The 17,106-nt window shown below is 44.6% G+C and carries 18 protein-coding genes and 1 tRNA gene; 12 read left to right on the forward strand and 7 right to left on the reverse strand.

Going from position 1 to position 17,106, the window contains the following annotated elements; genetic code table 11:
- Positions 1-16 precede the first annotated feature (16 nt).
- Positions 17-850, reverse strand: a complete 834-nt coding sequence (purU, locus tag L3V23_RS11215; protein ID WP_102968121.1) for a formyltetrahydrofolate deformylase — start codon at positions 848-850, stop codon at positions 17-19.
- Positions 851-1,047: 197 nt separating this feature from the next.
- Between purU and L3V23_RS11220 the strand changes: the two genes are divergently transcribed.
- From L3V23_RS11220 to rnd, 8 genes are all read left to right on the forward strand, one after another.
- Positions 1,048-1,257 carry a hypothetical protein gene (locus L3V23_RS11220; RefSeq protein ID WP_042486091.1) on the forward strand — a complete coding sequence of 70 codons (210 nt, stop codon included), beginning with the start codon at positions 1,048-1,050 and terminating at the stop codon, positions 1,255-1,257.
- Between the two features lie 158 nt (positions 1,258-1,415).
- Positions 1,416-3,347 carry an ATP-dependent DNA helicase gene (locus L3V23_RS11225; protein WP_237292402.1) on the forward strand — a complete coding sequence of 644 codons (1,932 nt, stop codon included), beginning with the start codon at positions 1,416-1,418 and terminating at the stop codon, positions 3,345-3,347.
- An 8-nt stretch (positions 3,348-3,355) separates the two neighbouring features.
- Positions 3,356-4,075, forward strand: coding sequence for a tRNA (adenosine(37)-N6)-threonylcarbamoyltransferase complex dimerization subunit type 1 TsaB (tsaB, locus tag L3V23_RS11230; RefSeq protein ID WP_237292354.1), 720 nt, complete (start codon positions 3,356-3,358; stop codon positions 4,073-4,075).
- Between the two features lie 89 nt (positions 4,076-4,164).
- Positions 4,165-4,461: a hypothetical protein gene (locus L3V23_RS11235; protein WP_042486082.1), complete on the forward strand. Its 297-nt coding sequence runs from the start codon at positions 4,165-4,167 to the stop codon at positions 4,459-4,461.
- A 37-nt stretch (positions 4,462-4,498) separates the two neighbouring features.
- Positions 4,499-5,062 carry a Slp family lipoprotein gene (locus L3V23_RS11240; protein WP_237292355.1) on the forward strand — a complete coding sequence of 188 codons (564 nt, stop codon included), beginning with the start codon at positions 4,499-4,501 and terminating at the stop codon, positions 5,060-5,062.
- A complete protein-coding gene (locus tag L3V23_RS11245; protein WP_156102046.1) occupies positions 5,059-5,919 on the forward strand; it encodes an alpha/beta hydrolase in 861 nt (286 codons plus the stop codon). Before L3V23_RS11240 ends, L3V23_RS11245 begins: the two co-directional genes overlap by 4 nt.
- A gap of 142 nt (positions 5,920-6,061) precedes the next feature.
- Positions 6,062-7,750, forward strand: coding sequence for a long-chain-fatty-acid--CoA ligase FadD (fadD, locus tag L3V23_RS11250; RefSeq protein WP_102953861.1), 1,689 nt, complete (start codon positions 6,062-6,064; stop codon positions 7,748-7,750).
- A gap of 103 nt (positions 7,751-7,853) precedes the next feature.
- Positions 7,854-8,972 carry a ribonuclease D gene (rnd, locus tag L3V23_RS11255; RefSeq protein ID WP_180980125.1) on the forward strand — a complete coding sequence of 373 codons (1,119 nt, stop codon included), beginning with the start codon at positions 7,854-7,856 and terminating at the stop codon, positions 8,970-8,972.
- Between the two features lie 75 nt (positions 8,973-9,047).
- On the opposite strand, the gene minE is transcribed toward rnd, so the two are convergent.
- Genes minE through minC form a run of 3 tightly spaced genes read right to left on the reverse strand, consistent with a single transcriptional unit; the run spans position 9,048 to position 10,817 of the window.
- Positions 9,048-9,311 (reverse strand): cell division topological specificity factor MinE, encoded by a 264-nt coding sequence (gene minE / locus L3V23_RS11260; RefSeq protein WP_042486075.1) that lies wholly within the window; start codon positions 9,309-9,311, stop codon positions 9,048-9,050.
- A gap of 9 nt (positions 9,312-9,320) precedes the next feature.
- Positions 9,321-10,133 carry a septum site-determining protein MinD gene (minD, locus tag L3V23_RS11265; protein ID WP_042486072.1) on the reverse strand — a complete coding sequence of 271 codons (813 nt, stop codon included), beginning with the start codon at positions 10,131-10,133 and terminating at the stop codon, positions 9,321-9,323.
- 21 nt (positions 10,134-10,154) lie between these two features.
- Entirely contained in the window at positions 10,155-10,817 is a 663-nt protein-coding gene (gene minC / locus L3V23_RS11270) for a septum site-determining protein MinC (RefSeq protein ID WP_042486069.1), read from the reverse strand.
- A 191-nt stretch (positions 10,818-11,008) separates the two neighbouring features.
- Here minC and L3V23_RS11275 point away from each other — a divergent pair, with 191 nt between their 5' ends.
- Together L3V23_RS11275 and L3V23_RS11280 are read left to right on the forward strand one after the other, a co-directional pair.
- The gene (locus tag L3V23_RS11275) at positions 11,009-11,290 is read left to right on the forward strand and encodes a YcgL domain-containing protein (protein WP_042486066.1); all 282 of its coding nucleotides are present in this window, start codon (positions 11,009-11,011) and stop codon (positions 11,288-11,290) included.
- Positions 11,291-11,310: 20 nt separating this feature from the next.
- Positions 11,311-12,282 carry a lytic murein transglycosylase gene (locus L3V23_RS11280; protein ID WP_042486063.1) on the forward strand — a complete coding sequence of 324 codons (972 nt, stop codon included), beginning with the start codon at positions 11,311-11,313 and terminating at the stop codon, positions 12,280-12,282.
- Positions 12,283-12,349: 67 nt separating this feature from the next.
- Here the strand turns inward: L3V23_RS11280 and folD are convergent, their stop codons facing one another.
- Positions 12,350-13,210, reverse strand: coding sequence for a bifunctional methylenetetrahydrofolate dehydrogenase/methenyltetrahydrofolate cyclohydrolase FolD (folD, locus tag L3V23_RS11285; protein ID WP_102965506.1), 861 nt, complete (start codon positions 13,208-13,210; stop codon positions 12,350-12,352).
- A gap of 200 nt (positions 13,211-13,410) precedes the next feature.
- On the opposite strand from folD, the gene L3V23_RS11290 reads away from it, so the two are divergent.
- A tRNA-Arg gene (locus tag L3V23_RS11290) sits at positions 13,411-13,487 on the forward strand.
- A gap of 735 nt (positions 13,488-14,222) precedes the next feature.
- Positions 14,223-15,473, forward strand: coding sequence for a dicarboxylate/amino acid:cation symporter (locus L3V23_RS11295; RefSeq protein WP_042486861.1), 1,251 nt, complete (start codon positions 14,223-14,225; stop codon positions 15,471-15,473).
- Between the two features lie 54 nt (positions 15,474-15,527).
- Here L3V23_RS11295 and L3V23_RS11300 read toward each other — a convergent pair whose 3' ends face one another.
- Positions 15,528-16,448, reverse strand: a complete 921-nt coding sequence (locus L3V23_RS11300; protein ID WP_102965522.1) for a DMT family transporter — start codon at positions 16,446-16,448, stop codon at positions 15,528-15,530.
- Positions 16,430-17,050, reverse strand: coding sequence for a LysE family translocator (locus L3V23_RS11305; protein ID WP_042486858.1), 621 nt, complete (start codon positions 17,048-17,050; stop codon positions 16,430-16,432). The genes L3V23_RS11300 and L3V23_RS11305 overlap by 19 nt, the downstream gene beginning before the upstream one ends.
- Positions 17,051-17,106 lie beyond the last annotated feature (56 nt).

Genomic DNA, 17,106 nt, shown 5'->3' on the forward strand with positions numbered 1-17,106 from the left:
TTTCATTCTCATAAACTTAAAGAATCACCGTCTTGTTGCCGTAGACGAACACGTGGTCATTGATCACTTTGTTCAGAGCTTTGCTTAGAACGTTCTTCTCTACATCACGTCCTGCCTGAGCCATATCTTGTGCACTGAAGGTATGATCCACAGGAATGACATCTTGCTTGATGATTGGACCTTCATCCAAATCGTTGGTCACAAAGTGAGCCGTTGCACCAATGATCTTCACACCACGCTCATAAGCTTGCTGGTAAGGTTTCGCACCAATAAACGCAGGTAAGAAACTGTGGTGAATGTTAATGATTTTATGGTGAAATTTCTCAACAAATCCCGGAGTCAGAACACGCATGTATTTAGCGAGAACAATATAGTCCGGTTGATATTGTTCGATCACTTCCAACAGCTCTTTTTCATGCTCTTGTCGGTTAAGACCTTCGTGAGATACACAGTGATAAGGGATGTCGAATCTCTCTGTTAAGGTTTGCAGTTTGTCGTAATTACCCACCACTGCTGCGATATCTACATCTAAGCTGCCATCGTAGTTTTTCATCAGAATATCACCCAAGCAATGCGCTTCTTTGGTGACCAGTATCACAATACGCTTACGTGATGAACCGACCAATTTGCGCTTTGCACCTTGAGGTAAAGCTTGGTCTAAGTCTGCCAATAGAGTGTGGTCATTGAAGTAGCCTTCAAGCTCGGTACGCATGAAGAAGTGACCACTGGTATTGTCAACGAACTCATTGTTATGAATGATGTTTAGCTGATGTTTGTAACAGATGTTGGTGATTTTTGAGATAAGTCCTGGAGCATCACTGCAATGCGTTAGGAGAGTTTTCTTTTCCATTAAATACGACTTCCGGGCGTGCAAATTTTTCATTCTTAGAAGAAATAGATTGGCTTGAACGGCAAACCAATTCCGAATTTGGCTTCTATAATTAATCTATTCTCCTAATGGTTTCAACTAATATAACTAGGCTCAGTGAATCCTCGGCTATTGAAAGCGTCTCTTCTGTTAGTACTTGTTTTGCGAAGGTGGTATTTATGGACAAAGAATTACTTGCACGTAAATTGTACGTTGAACGTGTTATTTCATTGATGGGTGATCACAGTGTTGATGACGACATTTTAGAGTTTATGTGGGAGAGCAAGGCGTCACCGGAAGAGGCGGCGAAGGCGATGATGCCTCAAGTTGAGCTAACCTCACTCGAAGTGGGTTCTAAGTGGTTAAATCGCTATTTAAATAGGAAATAGTTCCGCTATGTCAGGTACGGCTTAGTTTCGTACCTGACACAATCTGTTTGGAATGTAAGTGCCTACCAACTCCTTCTCAAATATAGGGGGTAACTGCATTCGCTCCTGACCTAAAAACCTGCCATAATCGCGCCAAAGTTATTATTTTTTTGACGTGGATGATCCAAAAAACCTTTTCTCAACAAGGCGCATTAGGCAAAGCCATTCCGGGCTTCCAGCCTCGACAAGCTCAAATCGATATGGCTCAGGCAGTTGCAAAAGCAATTGCTGGCGAATCGCAGTTGGTCGTGGAAGCTGGAACAGGAACCGGCAAAACCTTCGCTTATCTCGTGCCTGCGCTATTAAGCGGAAAGAAAACCATCATCAGCACGGGTTCTAAAAACCTGCAAGAGCAGCTGTTTCATCGTGATCTTCCCTTAATGGTTGATGCTCTGGGCTTTCACGGCAATGTCGCATTGCTCAAAGGTCGTGCTAACTATTTGTGTCTAGACCGCCTGAGCAGACAAATGATTGAAAGTCACACCAATGACTCTGCTGACCCGCAACTGCTCACACAGCTGGTGAAGGTGAGGTCATGGTCATCAGAGACCAGAAGCGGCGATTTAGGTGAGTGCGATGCACTGCCTGAAGACAGCATGATCATTCCCACTATTACTTCTACCAATGACAACTGTTTGGGTAAAGAATGCCCGAGCTATACCGATTGCTTCGTCAATAAAGCAAGACGCAAAGCGATGGATGCCGATATCGTGGTGGTTAACCATCACCTGTTCTTAGCCGATTTAGCAATTAAAGAGACAGGGTTTGGTGAACTGATTCCGGAAGCAGAAGTATTTATCTTCGATGAGGCACATCAGTTGCCTGATATTGCCAGCCAATATTTTGGTCAGTCTGTATCGAGCCGACAAATCCAAGAGCTCGCCAAAGACATTGAAATTGCTTATCGCACCGAAGCCAAGGATATGCGCCAACTGCAAAAAGTAGGCGATAAACTGGTTCAGTCTGCGGCGGATTTACGCATTGTGCTTGGCGATTCGGGGCACAGAGGCAACTGGAGAGAAGCGATGGCTTCGCCTTCTATTGCTCGTGAAATTGAACGTGTTAAAGACAGCCTCAACTTTGCGATAGAAGTACTCAAAATCGCTTTAGGGCGCAGCCAGTTATTGGATGCTGCCTTTGAGCGCGCCAATCTGATTAAAGGCCGAATTGAAAGGGTATGTGATGTTTCGATTACGGGTTACTCGTATTGGTTTGATACCACGCCACGTCATTTTAGTTTGCATATTACGCCGCTTTCCGTTGCCGATAAGTTCCACGAACAGATCGAAATGAAGCAAGGGGCGTGGATTTTTACCTCAGCCACGTTGGCAGTGAATGACGACTTCGGCCACTTTACTCATCGTTTAGGATTGCAGCCTGGTGAACAGTTCTCGTTGCCTAGTCCTTTTGATTATCAAAATCAGGCAAAGTTGTGTGTTCCAAGGTATCTGCCAGAGCCAAACAGTCCGGGGCTTGCTGACAAACTGGTACGCATGCTTTCTCCTGTCATTGAACAAAACCAAGGGCGCTGTTTCTTTTTATGTACTTCACACAGCATGATGCGCGAACTGGGCGAGAAATTCAGAGAAACACTGACCTTACCTGTTTTAATGCAGGGTGAAACCAGCAAACAGAAAACCCTGGCTGAGTTTATGGAGTTAGGCAACGCTTTGCTCGTGGCAACAGGTGCTTTCTGGGAAGGGATTGATGTTAGAGGTGACACATTAAGCTGTGTTATCATCGACAAACTTCCGTTTACCGCTCCAGATGACCCGCTGTTAAAAGCGCGTATTGAAGATTGCCGTTTGCAAGGCGGAGACCCGTTTGCTCAGGTCCAGTTGCCAGATGCGGTAATAACCTTGAAGCAGGGTGTTGGACGACTTATTCGAGACAAGAAAGACAAAGGAGCACTGATCATTTGTGATAATCGATTAGTGACCCGAGACTATGGCGGAATATTCCTTGCCAGTTTGCCTCCTATCCCGCGTACGCGAGATTTGGATGTGGTCAAAAGCTTTCTTGCACAATTATCAGAAACAGAAACAATTTAGAGATATTCATGAGCGCAAAAATTCTTGCCTTAGACACAGCGACAGAGCAGTGTTCAGTCGCCTTAATGGTTGGTGATAAAGTTTATTCTCGCAGTGAGTTTGCTCCTCGCGACCATACAAAAAAAATTCTGCCAATGGTGGATGAGGTTCTAAAAGAAGCGGGCTTAGCGCTGAGTGATTTAGACGCGCTTGCTTTCGGTCGTGGTCCGGGTAGCTTTACAGGCGTTCGAATTGGTATCGGAATTGCACAGGGTTTAGCATTCGGTGCGGATTTACCCATGATTGGCGTATCGACGTTGGCGACAATGGCGCAAGGTGCGTACCGTCAACACGGTGTGACTCACGTTGCGAGCGCGATCGATGCACGAATGAGTGAAGTTTATTGGGGCCGTTTTGAGCGTCAAGAAGATGGCAGTTGGAATGAAATCGACGCGGAATGCGTGATTCCACCGGCTGTGCTTGTTCAACAAATCGAAACTGCTGAGCAAGTCCAGAAAGATGAGAATACTTGGGCGAAAGTAGGAACTGGTTGGCAAGCATACGCTGATGATTTGGCAGCGCTGCCACTGAATTTGACCGAGAGCGAAATACTTTATCCAGATTCGCAAGACATTGTTTATCTTGCTCAGTTTGAATGGGCAAAAGGCAATACAACAGCAGTAGAAGACTCTAGCCCAGTGTATTTACGTGACACAGTGGCATGGAAAAAGCTACCGGGACGTGAGTAAGCGTAAGGTCGCGGATAAACTTTGAGTTGAGAACAAGTCACTTGCAAGGGTAAGGATGAAAACCTTACCCCACTTACTGTAGGAGCTTTATGGTTTCAATTAATGGATTGCCCGGCAATGTCTCGAATACCAACCGAACATCCAAGGCAAAGAAAAACAACGGGGTCAAAAAAGGTACTGAAGTTGCGACCAGAGCGACGAAAGTGGCTGAAGCCGTCTCGCACTCTATCCGCCCTGTTGATGAATCTGAAATCCATCGAGCTCAAGTTGAGTACGATTTACCAGAAGGCCGCTCCAGAAAAGCCATGGAAGCTTATATGGATGTGATGAATCGTGCTAAAAGAGAGGAACTAGCCCAGCTGTTAGGGGTCGATATTTATATTTGAACCATTTGCATCTTAAAGCCTAGCCTGAGAGGCCATCATGAAACCATTCACTTTACGCCACTTATTCGCCTTGTCTGCTGTCTTTGTTATTTCCGCCTGTACCTCATTACCAACCGAACTGAACGCTTCCTCAGAAGAAACGGTTATTTCTGATTACAAAACATGGGTGGAATCCGGCACTGCGCAAGGTAGTGAAGTCCGATTAGGCGGTGTTATCGCCCATATTACCAACCTCAAAGACAAGACCCGTATTGAAGTGGTTAATGTGCCAGTTGATAGTGTTGGCAGGCCAAGCGTTAAGGTTGAGCCTCAGGGACGTTTCGTCGGTTACGTGAATGAGTTCTTAGATCCGGTCACTTTCGCAGAAGGTCGATTAGTGACGCTACTCGGCAATACGGCTGAACCTGAAACAGGCAAAGTGGGTGATTTCGAACATCAGTACCCTGTGATGACAGTCAAGGGTTACCACTTGTGGCGAGTCGAAGAGCGCATCATCATACAAGACAGCGGCCCTTATTTATATCACCACTGCTTAAGTTATTTCTGTCGTGATAGAGATGACATGTATCGTGAAGGCAGAGTAATACAAGAAGTAAAATGATGTTCAAACAGACTCAATACTCAATCCATAGCGGCAGGATAGCCGCAGTGGAATTTGGAGATGCAAAAACGGCCGAAGTATCGGTCGTTTTTATTCATGGCTGGCTAGACAACGCTGCGAGCTTTTTCTCGGTCATGCAAGAGCTGGCTGAGGTTGCGCCTCAGTTACACCTTTGCGCAATCGATTTACCGGGGCATGGCTTGTCTGAGCATAAAAATGGCAGCAATTTTTACCCTTTTCACGACTATATCGATGATTTTTGTCAGTTATCGCTTAATTTCTCAGCAAACAAGCTGGTGATCGTAGGTCATTCTCTTGGTGCTTTGGTTGCAAGTTGCTATAGTGCCGCCTTTCCTGAACACGTGGATGGATTAATTCAGATTGAAGGCTATGCACCTTTGGCTGAATCTGCTTCCGAAAGCGTTGAAAGAATGCGTCAGGGAGTGATGAGCCGTCAGCGTTTACGCAAGAAGCCACAACGTGGCTATGACGATATATCACAAGCGATAGAGCGTCGCTCGATGGCTAACCATATTAATCCTGAGTTGATTGCTCCCATTGTCGAACGGGGTATCAAACAGGTCGATGGTAAATGGCACTGGCGCCATGACGTTAAGTTAAAAAGTGAATCTTTATATCGGATGTCACCGCAACATGCGGCTGAAATTATCAATGCGATTCAATGCCCTCATCGATTAATCCTCGGTGAGCATGGTTTTCAAAGTTTAAAGCAACATCGCAACATTTCGGAGCAAAGTTGCCCTGAGACGTTCACTGTTTCTGGTGGTCATCATTGCCATTTAGAACAACCAGAGCAGGTTGCAGAACTAATTTTTGGCGTAGTTAACAAAATTTAAACAAGTGTTTGAGCCTTTTCGTGCTCAAGCACCGAGGCTGTGCTGTAATAAGCGCCATAAAAATAATGGCACGACATAAAGTCAATCCACCATGAGAAGGTCATTGACGACAAATTGCCAGCCAATAACGAGGAGTATTACTGTGGATAAACCTTGGCTTTCACGTTACCCAAGTGAAGTACCAGAGACCATAAATCCAGATCAATATCCATCATTGGTGGAAATGTTCGAACAATCGGTCAATCGATTTGCTGATCAACCTGCTTTCATTAACATGGGCACGGTTATGACTTATCGCAAATTGGAAGAGCGTAGCCGAGCATTTGCTGCGTATCTGCAAAACGATTTGAAATTGAAGAAAGGCGATCGCGTAGCGCTAATGATGCCAAACCTTTTGCAATATCCGGTTGCGTTGTTCGGTATTTTGCGTGCGGGTCTTATCGCAGTTAATGTGAACCCTCTTTACACTCCTCGCGAGTTGGAACATCAGCTAAATGATGCAGATGCACGAGCGATCGTTATTGTTTCTAACTTTGCCAGCACGCTAGAAAAAATCGTTGCGAATACACAAGTTAAACATGTGGTTCTGACCAGTCTTGGTCAGATGCTGCCACGTGCAAAAGGTACTGTGGTTGATTTCGTAGTTAAGTACGTAAAAGGAATGGTACCGAAGTATCATCTTCCTGGTGCAATTTCTATGCGTAAGGCACTGCATAAAGGTCGTCGTCAACAGTATGTGAAACCTTTTATGGCGGGTGATGATATTGCTTTCCTTCAATATACCGGTGGTACTACGGGTGTAGCGAAAGGAGCAGTACTGACGCACAGAAATATGATTGCCAACGTATTGCAGGCAAAAGGTGCCTACGGTGCGGTATTGCGTGAAGGGCGTGAATTAGTGGTTACGGCGCTGCCGCTTTACCACGTATTCGCGTTAACCGTGAACTGCCTGCTGTTTATTGAGATGGGCGGCAACAACTTGCTCATTACCAACCCGAGAGACATTCCGGGTTTCGTGAAAGAGCTACAAAGAACATCTGCGACTGCTATTACTGGGGTAAACACCCTGTTTAACGCGTTGGTGAACAATGAAGATTTCCATGAGTTGGATTTCAGCAATCTGAAGTTGTCTGTTGGTGGCGGTATGGCTGTACAGCGCGCTGTTGCTGAAAAGTGGAAAAAGATCACCGGCATCCATTTGCTCGAAGGTTACGGTTTAACAGAATGTGCCCCATTGGTGACTGGCAACCCTCATAACCTCACTGAATATACAGGTGCGATTGGTTTACCTGTACCTTCAACGGAAGTTCGTATTGTTGATGATGAAGGTAACGTATTGCCAAATGATCAAGTGGGAGAGCTGCAAGTGCGTGGTCCGCAGGTCATGCAAGGTTACTGGCAGCGTCCTGAAGCGACCAAAGAAGTGTTGGATGAAGATGGCTGGTTATCTACAGGTGATATCGTAAGATTTGACGAAAATTACTTACTGCATATTGTTGACCGTAAGAAAGACATGATTCTGGTTTCAGGCTTTAACGTTTATCCGAATGAAATTGAAGATGTGGTTGCTCTGCATGGAAAAGTTCTTGAAGTTGCCGCGATTGGTCAGGCTCATGAAATTTCAGGTGAAGTAGTGAAGATTTTCGTGGTTAAACGTGACCCGAGTTTAACTAAAGAAGATGTCATCGAGCACTGCCGTGAGTACTTAACAGGCTACAAAGTACCTAAGTTAGTCGAGTTCAGAGATGAGCTGCCAAAAACTAACGTTGGTAAGATTCTGCGTCGCGTATTGCGAGAAGAGAACGACGCAGCCTTAGCTAAAAGTGCGTAACCTTATATTTAATGATGTTACAATGCCGACCTAAACCGTCGGCATTTTTGTTCCCGTGGAGATCATGCTGATGCCGAAAAGGGAAACTCATAGTGAGCCATTTGTGAATTATCAGATTATTACCCAGTTTAACGAACTAGAGCGTGTGTGCTTATTAGCACGAGATGCCGATGTCGTTATGCTTGATACCGAATTTGTTCGTACCCGTACTTTTTTCCCGCAGTTAGGACTTATCCAACTGTTTGACGGAGAAAGTCTGTCCTTGATTGATCCGCTTACCATGGACGACATGTCGCCATTTACCGAATTACTCAAAGATACCTCCGTTCTGAAAGTGCTTCATGCCTGTGGTGAAGATTTGGAAGTATTCCAGAATGCCTTCGGTTGTGTACCATTTCCAATGGTCGATACCCAAGTGATGGCTGCTTTTCTCGGTTACGGCCTTTCAACAGGCTTTGCTTCTTTGGTGAAGGACCTGCTGGATGTCGAGCTAGATAAAAGTGAATCTCGCACTGACTGGCTGGCTCGTCCTTTATCACAAAAGCAGCTTGATTACGCCGCAGCGGATGTTTTCTATTTACAGCCAATGTATGAGCAACTGCTAGAGAAAGTGACTCAAGCTGGCTGGTGGGATGCCGCACAGCAGGAATCTGAATTGCTGGTAGAGAAGCGCATTAAGTCAGTCAATCCTGATAATGTGTATTTAGAGATCAAAGGCGCATGGCAGCTTAGCCCTAAAGAGTTAGCTATCTTAAAACCGCTGGCAACGTGGCGTTATCAGGAGGCAGTGAAACGCGATTTAGCCTTGAACTTTGTGGTGCGTGAAAATGAGCTGCTGACTATTGCTCGTCTGGCACTGCGCAGTTCTAAACGTATGATCGAAGAGGGTGTAGATCCACACGCTGTTCGTCGTCATAGCACTAAGCTGATTCAAATCGTGAAAGATGCAATGCAAACTCCGGAAGATTACTATCCAGAGAAGATCGTCCCTCTGATGGATTATCCAGGTTATAAGCAACTGTTTAAGAAGCTCAAAGATGAAGTGAAGGCGGTGTCTCAATCAACAGGTCTTGCAACGGAATTCTTGGCATCGAAAAAACAGCTGAATCAACTATTAAGTTGGGTCTGGAATAACGAGCGTGATCCAGAGCATCTTCCTGATGTGATGAGTGGATGGCGTCTTCCTATTCTTGGCGAACGTTTAGATAAGCTGGTGAATTAAGCGTGTAGCGCTTTTGCGAATAGAAATGAAACAGCCGACAGTGAAGTGTCGGCTGTTTTTTATGATAATCGCGAATTATTTTTCGTCGTCTGGAAGCTTAACGTTCAGCTCTAGCACTGAAATATCATCATCTTTATGTTCGAAAGAGAGCTCGACCATTGATGGGTCTATTGCCACGTATTTTGCAATCACTTGAAGAATGTCTTCTTTCAGCTGTGGCAAATAGGTTGGCGCAGGATCATTCTGGCTACGACGTTCTGCCACGATGATCTGTAAACGTTCCTTCGCTAAACTTGCGGATGTTTTTTTCTGTGGTTTGAAAAATTCAAGTAAAGACATAGTCGCTGTTTAGCCCCCAAAAAGTCGTTTAAAGATGCCTTTCTTCGGCTCGGTTAGGAAACGGAATTCGATTTCTTCGCCAAGTAGGCGTGATACGGTGTCATCGTATGCCTGACCAGCATCAGACTGCTCGTCGAAAATAACTGGAACACCTTTGTTTGATGCGTTCAGTACCGCTTGGCTCTCAGGAATAACACCCAATAGAGGCACATGCAAAATTTCTTCAACGTCTTGTACGCTAAGCATTTCACCTTGATTAACACGTGTTGGGTTGTAACGTGTCAAAAGCAGGTGCTGCTTAATAGGCTCCATACCTTGTTCTGCGCGCAGTGACTTAGAATCTAGAATGCCAAGAATACGGTCTGAGTCGCGAACAGAAGAGACTTCTGGGTTAGTCGTCACAATCGCTTCATCTGCATAGTAAAGTGCCATCAAAGCACCTTGCTCAATACCTGCTGGAGAGTCACAAATGATGAAGTCAAAGCCCATTTCTTTTAACTCATCGAATACGCGTTGCACACCATCTTTGGTCAACGCATCTTTATCGCGAGTTTGAGAAGCAGGAAGAATGAACAGGTTCTCGTTACGTTTGTCTTTGATCAGGGCTTGGTTCAGCGTCGCTTCACCATTAATTACGTTGACGAAGTCATACACAACGCGACGTTCACAGCCCATAATCAAATCAAGATTACGCAAGCCGATATCAAAATCGATAACCGCTGTCTTTTTACCTTTTAAAGCCAAGCCTGACGCAATCGCTGCGCTAGATGTGGTTTTACCCACACCGCCTTTACCCGACGTTACGACAATAATGCGTGCCATTTTTATAATTTCCTTTAAAACTTAAATTGCGAGAGATTCGAACAGAAGTGAGTCATCATTCATACTCAGCATGACTTTCTGCTGCCAAAACTCACTTTCAATCTGATCGCTAAGCCAATAATTCCCAGCAATGGAGACTAGCTCAGCTTGTAAATCGTGACAAATAATACGTGCTTCTTTTTGACCGCTCGCACCTGCGATAGCGCGTCCACGCAGAGTGCCGTGAATATGAATGGAACCATCGGCAATCACTTCAGCACCCGCGCTAACATGGTTAAGGATCACTAAGTCGCCATCTTTGGCATACACTTGCTGACCGGAGCGAATAGGGGTGCGAACCACTTTGGTTGGTGCCATTTTCGCTGGCGCGTTAGTTGGGCTGTTACTGGCGGTCATCACGGCAAAACCCGCTTCAGACGCGAGCGTTTGGCTGCGTTTATCTTTGCAGCCGGAAATACCAACAGGAATTAAGTTTGCCTCGCTGATACCGTTTTTCAGCTGCACAAAATCGATGTCTCCGTCGACTTTAGCGATATTGATAACAACAGGGGCATTTGCAAAAAATGCAGGCGCTTGCGCGATTTTTTGTTTGAGAAAATCTATAGTGTTGGTGATGTGATTGTCAGAAAGGTGTAAAACTGACAAAGTAAAACTACTACCTTTTAGGTCAGGTGTATTAGACATTGAAACGTTGACCTCATAAACTCTTGGCTAGGCGTTGCCTGAGACTAGGGTTGTCATGTTATATTCAGCGCCCATGCGCAGCAAGTTATCTTGCGGTTAATTAAGTGATTTGGTCGCATTTTTGTCGAATCTTGACCATTTCTAGACAAAACTCGTCATTAGTACGTGTTATTTACAATAAAAGGCTCATCATGCTTTGTTCTATCTACAAAAGTCCTAAGAAAGAAGGCACCTATCTCTATATTCCAAAAAGAGATGATTTCTCGCAGATCCCAGAAGCGCTGATGCAAACATTCGGTAAACCGATATTTGTGATGTTGGTTAATCTGGAATCACGCCAATTAGCTCAGGTAAATGTGGAAAAAGTCAAAGCATCGCTGGATGAACAAGGTTTCTTCTTGCAATTGCCGCCACCACCAGAGAATCTATTAGAACAACATAAAGAAAGAAAAGCTCAGAACAATCCTGAGTGAGAATACTCAAGGAGGCTAGGTTGAGAAAATTATTATCAGTGGTTTTGGGGTTAAGTCTTTCTGCGCCCGTATTGTCGAACGAATTGAGTTTCGAACAGTATGTAGAAGGACTGAAGCAACAAGCCCGCGAAGAAGGTATTTCAGAGCAGATTCTTCAGTCAGCTTTTACCAACGTAGAATACAAGCCTCGTGCAGTTGTTGCTGATCGTAATCAGCCAGAGAAAAAGAAAACGCTGGATGAATATATTCCAAGTGCTGTGCCGGATTGGAAAGTAAAACAAGCTCGCGCCTTGTATGAAAAGCATTACAAAGAGTTGAGCCGCATTGGTGAACAATACGGTGTTCAGCCTCGTTTCATTGTTGCTTTGTGGGGTGTGGAAAGTAATTTCGGTGCCAATATGGGGCGCTTTAGCGTTATTGATGCTCTATCTACTATGGCCTACGAAGGTCGACGCGAAGAGTTCTTCCGAAAAGAGACCATGGCAGCTCTGCAAATTCTTCAGCAAGGTCACATTAAACCTGATGCTATGAAAGGCTCTTGGGCTGGCGCGATGGGGCAATGTCAGTTTATGCCAAGTTCATTCTTAGCCTTTGCTGCCGATGGCAACAGTGATGGTAAGAAAGATATTTGGGGCAGTAAGTCGGATGTGTTTGCTTCAACGGCGAATTATCTGAGCCAGTCTGGTTGGGATGATAAATACACTTGGGGTCGCCAAGTCAAAGTGCCTCATGGTTTAGATAAAAACCTCGAAGGCCGTCAGCCAGAGAAAGGCAAATACTTACGCGAGTGGAACGAGCTGGGTATTACTCGCTATGATGGCAAGCCACTTCCAGCGCTCAGCGATGATATTAAAGCGTGGCTGATTATGCCTGATGATGAAGACGGTCGTACGTATTTGGTTTACAACAACTACAACGTGTTGATGAAATGGAACCGTTCATACTACTTTGCGTTAGCGGTTAGCCATTTGGCGGATAGAATCGTGTATTAGTCTTAATCGACATGCATTGAAAATAGAAAAGGGCTCTTAGAGCCCTTTTTCGTATCTACTTGATCACTTATTTCTTGGTGTGGAATTGTTCACACGCAATCATAGTATTCTCAATCAAACTTGCTACCGTCATTGGACCCACACCGCCCGGTACTGGTGTAATGAAGCTTGCGTTGCTGCGAGCCACATCGTACTCAACGTCGCCCACCAGTTTGCCACTCTCTAGTCGGTTGATACCGACATCGACCACCACAGCGCCTTCTTTGATCCAAGCGCCCGGAATGAAGTTTGGTTTACCCACAGCGACAACTAAGATATCCGCTTGGCGAACATGACCTTCAAGATCCTTAGTGAATCTGTGACAGGTCGTTGTTGTACAACCAGCAAGTAACAGCTCCAGTGTCATTGGTCGGCCAACAATGTTTGATGCGCCAACAACAACGGCGTGTTTGCCGCGCATAGGAATGTTGTAACGATCTAAAAGGGTGATGATACCTTTTGGTGTACATGAACGTAGTTTTGGAATGCGTTGAGCCAGACGTCCAACGTTGTATGGGTGGAAGCCATCCACGTCTTTTTCTGGGTGAATACGCTCTAGTACGTGAGTTGAATCGATGCCAGCTGGTAGAGGAAGCTGAACAAGAATGCCATCGATTTCTGGGTCTTGGTTAAGTTGATCAACCAAATCCAATAGTTCTGTTTCTGAAGCCGTTGCTGGTAAGTCGTAAGACTTAGAAATAAAGCCCACTTCCTCACAAGCGCGTCGCTTACTGCCAACATAAACTTGTGATGCAGGGTCTTCACCCACAAGCACTACTGCTAGTCCCGGAGCACGTAATCCAGCTTCTGTTCTAGCTTTTACTCGTGCTGCAACTTCTGAACGCACGGTTTTAGAAATAAGTGTTCCATCAATATTTTGAGCAGTCATGACTTTCCTTCACATTTAGAGCGAAAATTTTTGCGCGCATTGTCGCAGAAATTTTGATGAACATCTATAAGCAAACGTTTGCTTTGGTTTATTTTTCGGCGTTAGTGGGTTGAGTGGTAAATTTTTAGGCATTTAAATCAGAAACTAAGATAAAGCCGTTGATTTACCATCTTTAACTCGTATAATCCTTTCCCTGTAGCGCGCCCTTAGCTCAGCTGGATAGAGCACCTGCCTTCTAAGCAGGTGGTCACAGGTTCGAATCCTGTAGGGCGTGCCATTATTTTAGACCTCGGCATGTTAACTCTGCCGGGGTTTTTTATTTGTCTATATCTCATCTCTCTTTTCCTTCAGTGTCAATGGACTATCGCTAGTTACGGATTTTTAAATCTGTCTTACTCTCAGTGACCATATTTATAGTGCTACCTTTTCCCCTATAACTGAAACCGAACTCCTTTGTTTTAAATGCGTGAGAGATTTGACGTATAAATTTAGGGAGGGATGTTTTCAATTGTGATGACGACTAAACCAAGTGAGCTGTTCTTTAGTGTTTTTCACTGCTTGTGGGTGCTGAAACGTGTTCAATCGAAAGTGTTGGTCGTCACTTCTTAAATATCAATGAATAGTATCAATTGTATTCCGTTGTTCATGGAGAGAGTAGAATCTATGGGTGTTTGTAAAGAGTCACAAGCCTAAATGTTATAAGAAGTCAGACCTGTTATTTATTAAACGTCATCGATTCCGAGACGGTTTTTATTGAGTCATCTTACCTTGTCGTTAGTCTCTGTGTTTGAATTTAACTCATTGAAATTTATTGGTAAATTATTTTTACGATTAGAGTGTTTAGTGAGGATTAGTAGTTTTCTGAAATCAAGTCCTCGTTAAGTAATCATTCATTCTAAAAATGACGTTGAGTTTGGCTATTTATACCTATTTACCTCACTTCTCTTTTGTTGTGTAATCCGGCCTTTGATTTTTTTATTTTCACTAGCACTTTTAAGAAACAAGGAATGAGATGAATACGCAAGTACAATCGCAACCCAAAGGGTTTTGGTCTGGTCTAGCACTGTGGAAAAAAATATTGATAGGTATGGTTGCAGGTCTCGTGGTCGGTACCATTATGGGACCTAGCGCTGCCATATTGAAACCTATTGGGACACTTTTTATCAACGCGATTAAAATGTTGATTGTCCCTCTGGTCTTTTGCTCACTTATTGTTGGCATCACCTCAATGAAAGACACTCGTAAGATGGGACGCATTGGTGTAAAAGCTATCGTTCTTTATATGGGTACAACGGCAGTGGCTATTGCAATCGGTATGGGGCTTTCCTCAATATTGGAACCGGGTGCTGGTCTAAATATGGTTGCGAAGAACCTCGAAGACAGTGGCAAAGCGGCTCCAGAACTTGTTCAGACGCTATTGGCGATGATCCCGCAAAACCCTGTGAACGCAATGGCGGCAGGTAATATTTTGCAAATTATTGTATTCGCTGTTGGTCTGGGTGTTTCTTTAGTTTTAGTTGGGGAAAAAGGCGAGCCCGCAGTTAAAATTTTTGAAAGCCTAGCTGAAGCGATGTATAAGCTCACTGAAATTGTGATGACACTTGCTCCTTACGGTATTTTTGGCCTGATGGCTTGGGTTGCAGGCACATATGGCTTAGATGTACTTCTGCCTTTGATTAAAGTGATTGCGGCGGTATACATTGGCGCGTTAATTCACATTCTCGTTTTTTACTCTGGTTTACTGAGTATTTTAGGCCGCTTAAATCCTATCAACTATTTGCGCAGTATTACTAATCCAGCAGCCGTTGCGTTTACCACTTCTAGTAGTTCAGGTACTTTACCAGCCACTATCAAAGCATCTCGTGAAGAGTTGGGTGTTTCTGAAGGCGTATCAAGCTTCGTGCTTCCTCTGGGTGCAACTATCAATATGGATGGTACTGCTTTGTACCAAGGCGTTTGTGCTCTATTTATTGCACAAGCGTTTGGTATTGATCTTGAAACATCAGACTACTTAACCATTATCCTGACGGCGACTTTAGCTTCTATTGGTACCGCGGGTGTTCCAGGTGCTGGCCTCATTATGCTGTCTCTAGTGTTGAGCACTGTTGGCCTGCCAATTGAAGGTTTAGCGATTGTTGCAGGTATTGACCGTATTCTTGATATGGCGCGTACGACAATCAATATCTGCGGTGACATGATGGTTGCTGTACTGGTGGCGAAGAGTGAAGGTGAACTAAGCGAAGAGACCTATCATGCTTCTTAAGTTCATTATTGTTGTGTAATAAAGAGCCAGCGGAGTGATTCGCTGGCTCTTTTTCTAGCTAAGAATAACTCCAAGGAAAATCAATATTATTCCCCAAAGGTGATAAATCTGAACAAACTCTCCGAGAAATAGGGCAGAGAGCATAGCGCCAAACACTGGGATCAAGTGAACGGAAAGGCTGGCTTTCGCTGGACCAAGCAGTTTCACGCATTGCATATAAAGCAAGAAGGCACCTATAGAAGGGAAAATGCCGATATAGAGCAAGCTCATAATCGAGTGTGCGTTCCAAACCGGATATTGACCTGAATACACTTCCCATAAATAAAACGGTAACAGAGCCAGTATCGCTAATATCATTTGCACTGACATCAAACCGAGCCGATTGATACTCGGGGGCAATTGTTTAAGGCCGATGGTGTATATCGCCCAACAAACCATGGCTAAGAAAATAATAAAATCACCATGGTTGATGTTGAGTGCGAGAAGGTTGTTCCAGTCGCCAGCACTAACGATCGTCAGTATGCCGCATAGGGAAAGAGTAATTCCCAGACACAGCCGCCAAGTGATCGCGAGGCCAAAAAACAGAGCGCCAAAGATGCTGATCAGAATAGGAATAAAGGCGTTCAGTAAAGTGCCGTTGGTTGCCGGTGTCGATTGCAAACCGAGATAGATAAAAGAGTTAAACGCGGCAAAGCCTGTAATCGAGGTGACCAGTGTTAAACGCCACTGCTCAATATAGAGCCTCCATTCCTTAAAAATGTACTTATAAGAAAAAGGCAGCAATAAGATGCTTGCCAGAACCCAACGGCTGAATGAAAGGGTTACTGGCGGAATTTCATCGCGAACCGCACGACCGACAATAAAATTGCCCGCCCAGAAAAGCGGTGGCAGCAGGAAGAAAAACACGATCACCGCTCGCGATTCAGAAAGTTTTCTGACTCCCGTATTTAAACGACCTAACTCAAAAATAGCCATATACCGACACCCATCATCAACGTTCCCGAAATACGGTTCATTAGCTTCACGTTTTGAGTTTTTCCAAGTGCGCGTTTCAGGCCTTTACCGCCAGTTGCGTATAGCGTCATACACACAAACTCGGACACAAGAATAATGGATACCAGAAAAATGAGTTGTGGTGTCAGGCTGATGGATTGGTCGATGAATGGTGGTAACAAAGAGATCATAAAAGCCCACCCCTTAGGGTTAGCAATAGCGGTAATAAAACCTTGAGCTGTCAGCTCCCAGTTGCTGCCTTTGTATGATTCTTCACTATCAACATTTAATGCAAGTTTGCCTCTTGAAAGCCACATTTGCACGCCGAGGTAAAAAAGATAGCAAGCACCGATAGATTTGAAGACGGTGAATAGCCAAGGGTAGGTAAGCATGACCGCTGCAATACCCACAACCGCTGAAACCGCGACAACAGCTACCCCTACCAATTCTCCTGCCATCATCCAAAGCGTACGCTTGTAACCGATGGTCATACCCAAAGTGAGTGCAAGTGTCATACACATACCAGGGGTGATAGAAACGAAGAAAAAAGTAGGAATAAACATTCCTAACAACGCGGTATTCATAGAGATATCCATATCTTGAAAGTAGGAGAACAACAATAAGCGTAGAGCGTATGACG

The sequence above is a fragment of the Vibrio sp. A1-b2 genome, assembly GCF_021726015.1.
Classification (GTDB): domain Bacteria; phylum Pseudomonadota; class Gammaproteobacteria; order Enterobacterales; family Vibrionaceae; genus Vibrio; species Vibrio diazotrophicus.

Excerpts from the sequence above, each read along its gene's own strand:
- L3V23_RS11275 (WP_042486066.1), top strand. The coding sequence starts at position 11,009 with ATGCTTTGTTCTATCTACAAAAGTCCTAAGAAAGAAGGCACCTATCTC.
- minE (WP_042486075.1), bottom strand. The coding sequence starts at position 9,311 with ATGTCTTTACTTGAATTTTTCAAACCACAGAAAAAAACATCCGCAAGT.
- purU (WP_102968121.1), bottom strand. The coding sequence starts at position 850 with ATGGAAAAGAAAACTCTCCTAACGCATTGCAGTGATGCTCCAGGACTT.
- L3V23_RS11295 (WP_042486861.1), top strand. The coding sequence starts at position 14,223 with ATGAATACGCAAGTACAATCGCAACCCAAAGGGTTTTGGTCTGGTCTA.
- folD (WP_102965506.1), bottom strand. The coding sequence starts at position 13,210 with ATGACTGCTCAAAATATTGATGGAACACTTATTTCTAAAACCGTGCGT.
- tsaB (WP_237292354.1), top strand. The coding sequence starts at position 3,356 with ATGAGCGCAAAAATTCTTGCCTTAGACACAGCGACAGAGCAGTGTTCA.
- minC (WP_042486069.1), bottom strand. The coding sequence starts at position 10,817 with ATGTCTAATACACCTGACCTAAAAGGTAGTAGTTTTACTTTGTCAGTT.
- L3V23_RS11235 (WP_042486082.1), top strand. The coding sequence starts at position 4,165 with ATGGTTTCAATTAATGGATTGCCCGGCAATGTCTCGAATACCAACCGA.
- L3V23_RS11300 (WP_102965522.1), bottom strand. The coding sequence starts at position 16,448 with ATGGCTATTTTTGAGTTAGGTCGTTTAAATACGGGAGTCAGAAAACTT.
- L3V23_RS11220 (WP_042486091.1), top strand. The coding sequence starts at position 1,048 with ATGGACAAAGAATTACTTGCACGTAAATTGTACGTTGAACGTGTTATT.
- minD (WP_042486072.1), bottom strand. The coding sequence starts at position 10,133 with ATGGCACGCATTATTGTCGTAACGTCGGGTAAAGGCGGTGTGGGTAAA.
- L3V23_RS11305 (WP_042486858.1), bottom strand. The coding sequence starts at position 17,050 with ATGAATACCGCGTTGTTAGGAATGTTTATTCCTACTTTTTTCTTCGTT.
- L3V23_RS11245 (WP_156102046.1), top strand. The coding sequence starts at position 5,059 with ATGATGTTCAAACAGACTCAATACTCAATCCATAGCGGCAGGATAGCC.
- L3V23_RS11225 (WP_237292402.1), top strand. The coding sequence starts at position 1,416 with ATGATCCAAAAAACCTTTTCTCAACAAGGCGCATTAGGCAAAGCCATT.
- L3V23_RS11240 (WP_237292355.1), top strand. The coding sequence starts at position 4,499 with ATGAAACCATTCACTTTACGCCACTTATTCGCCTTGTCTGCTGTCTTT.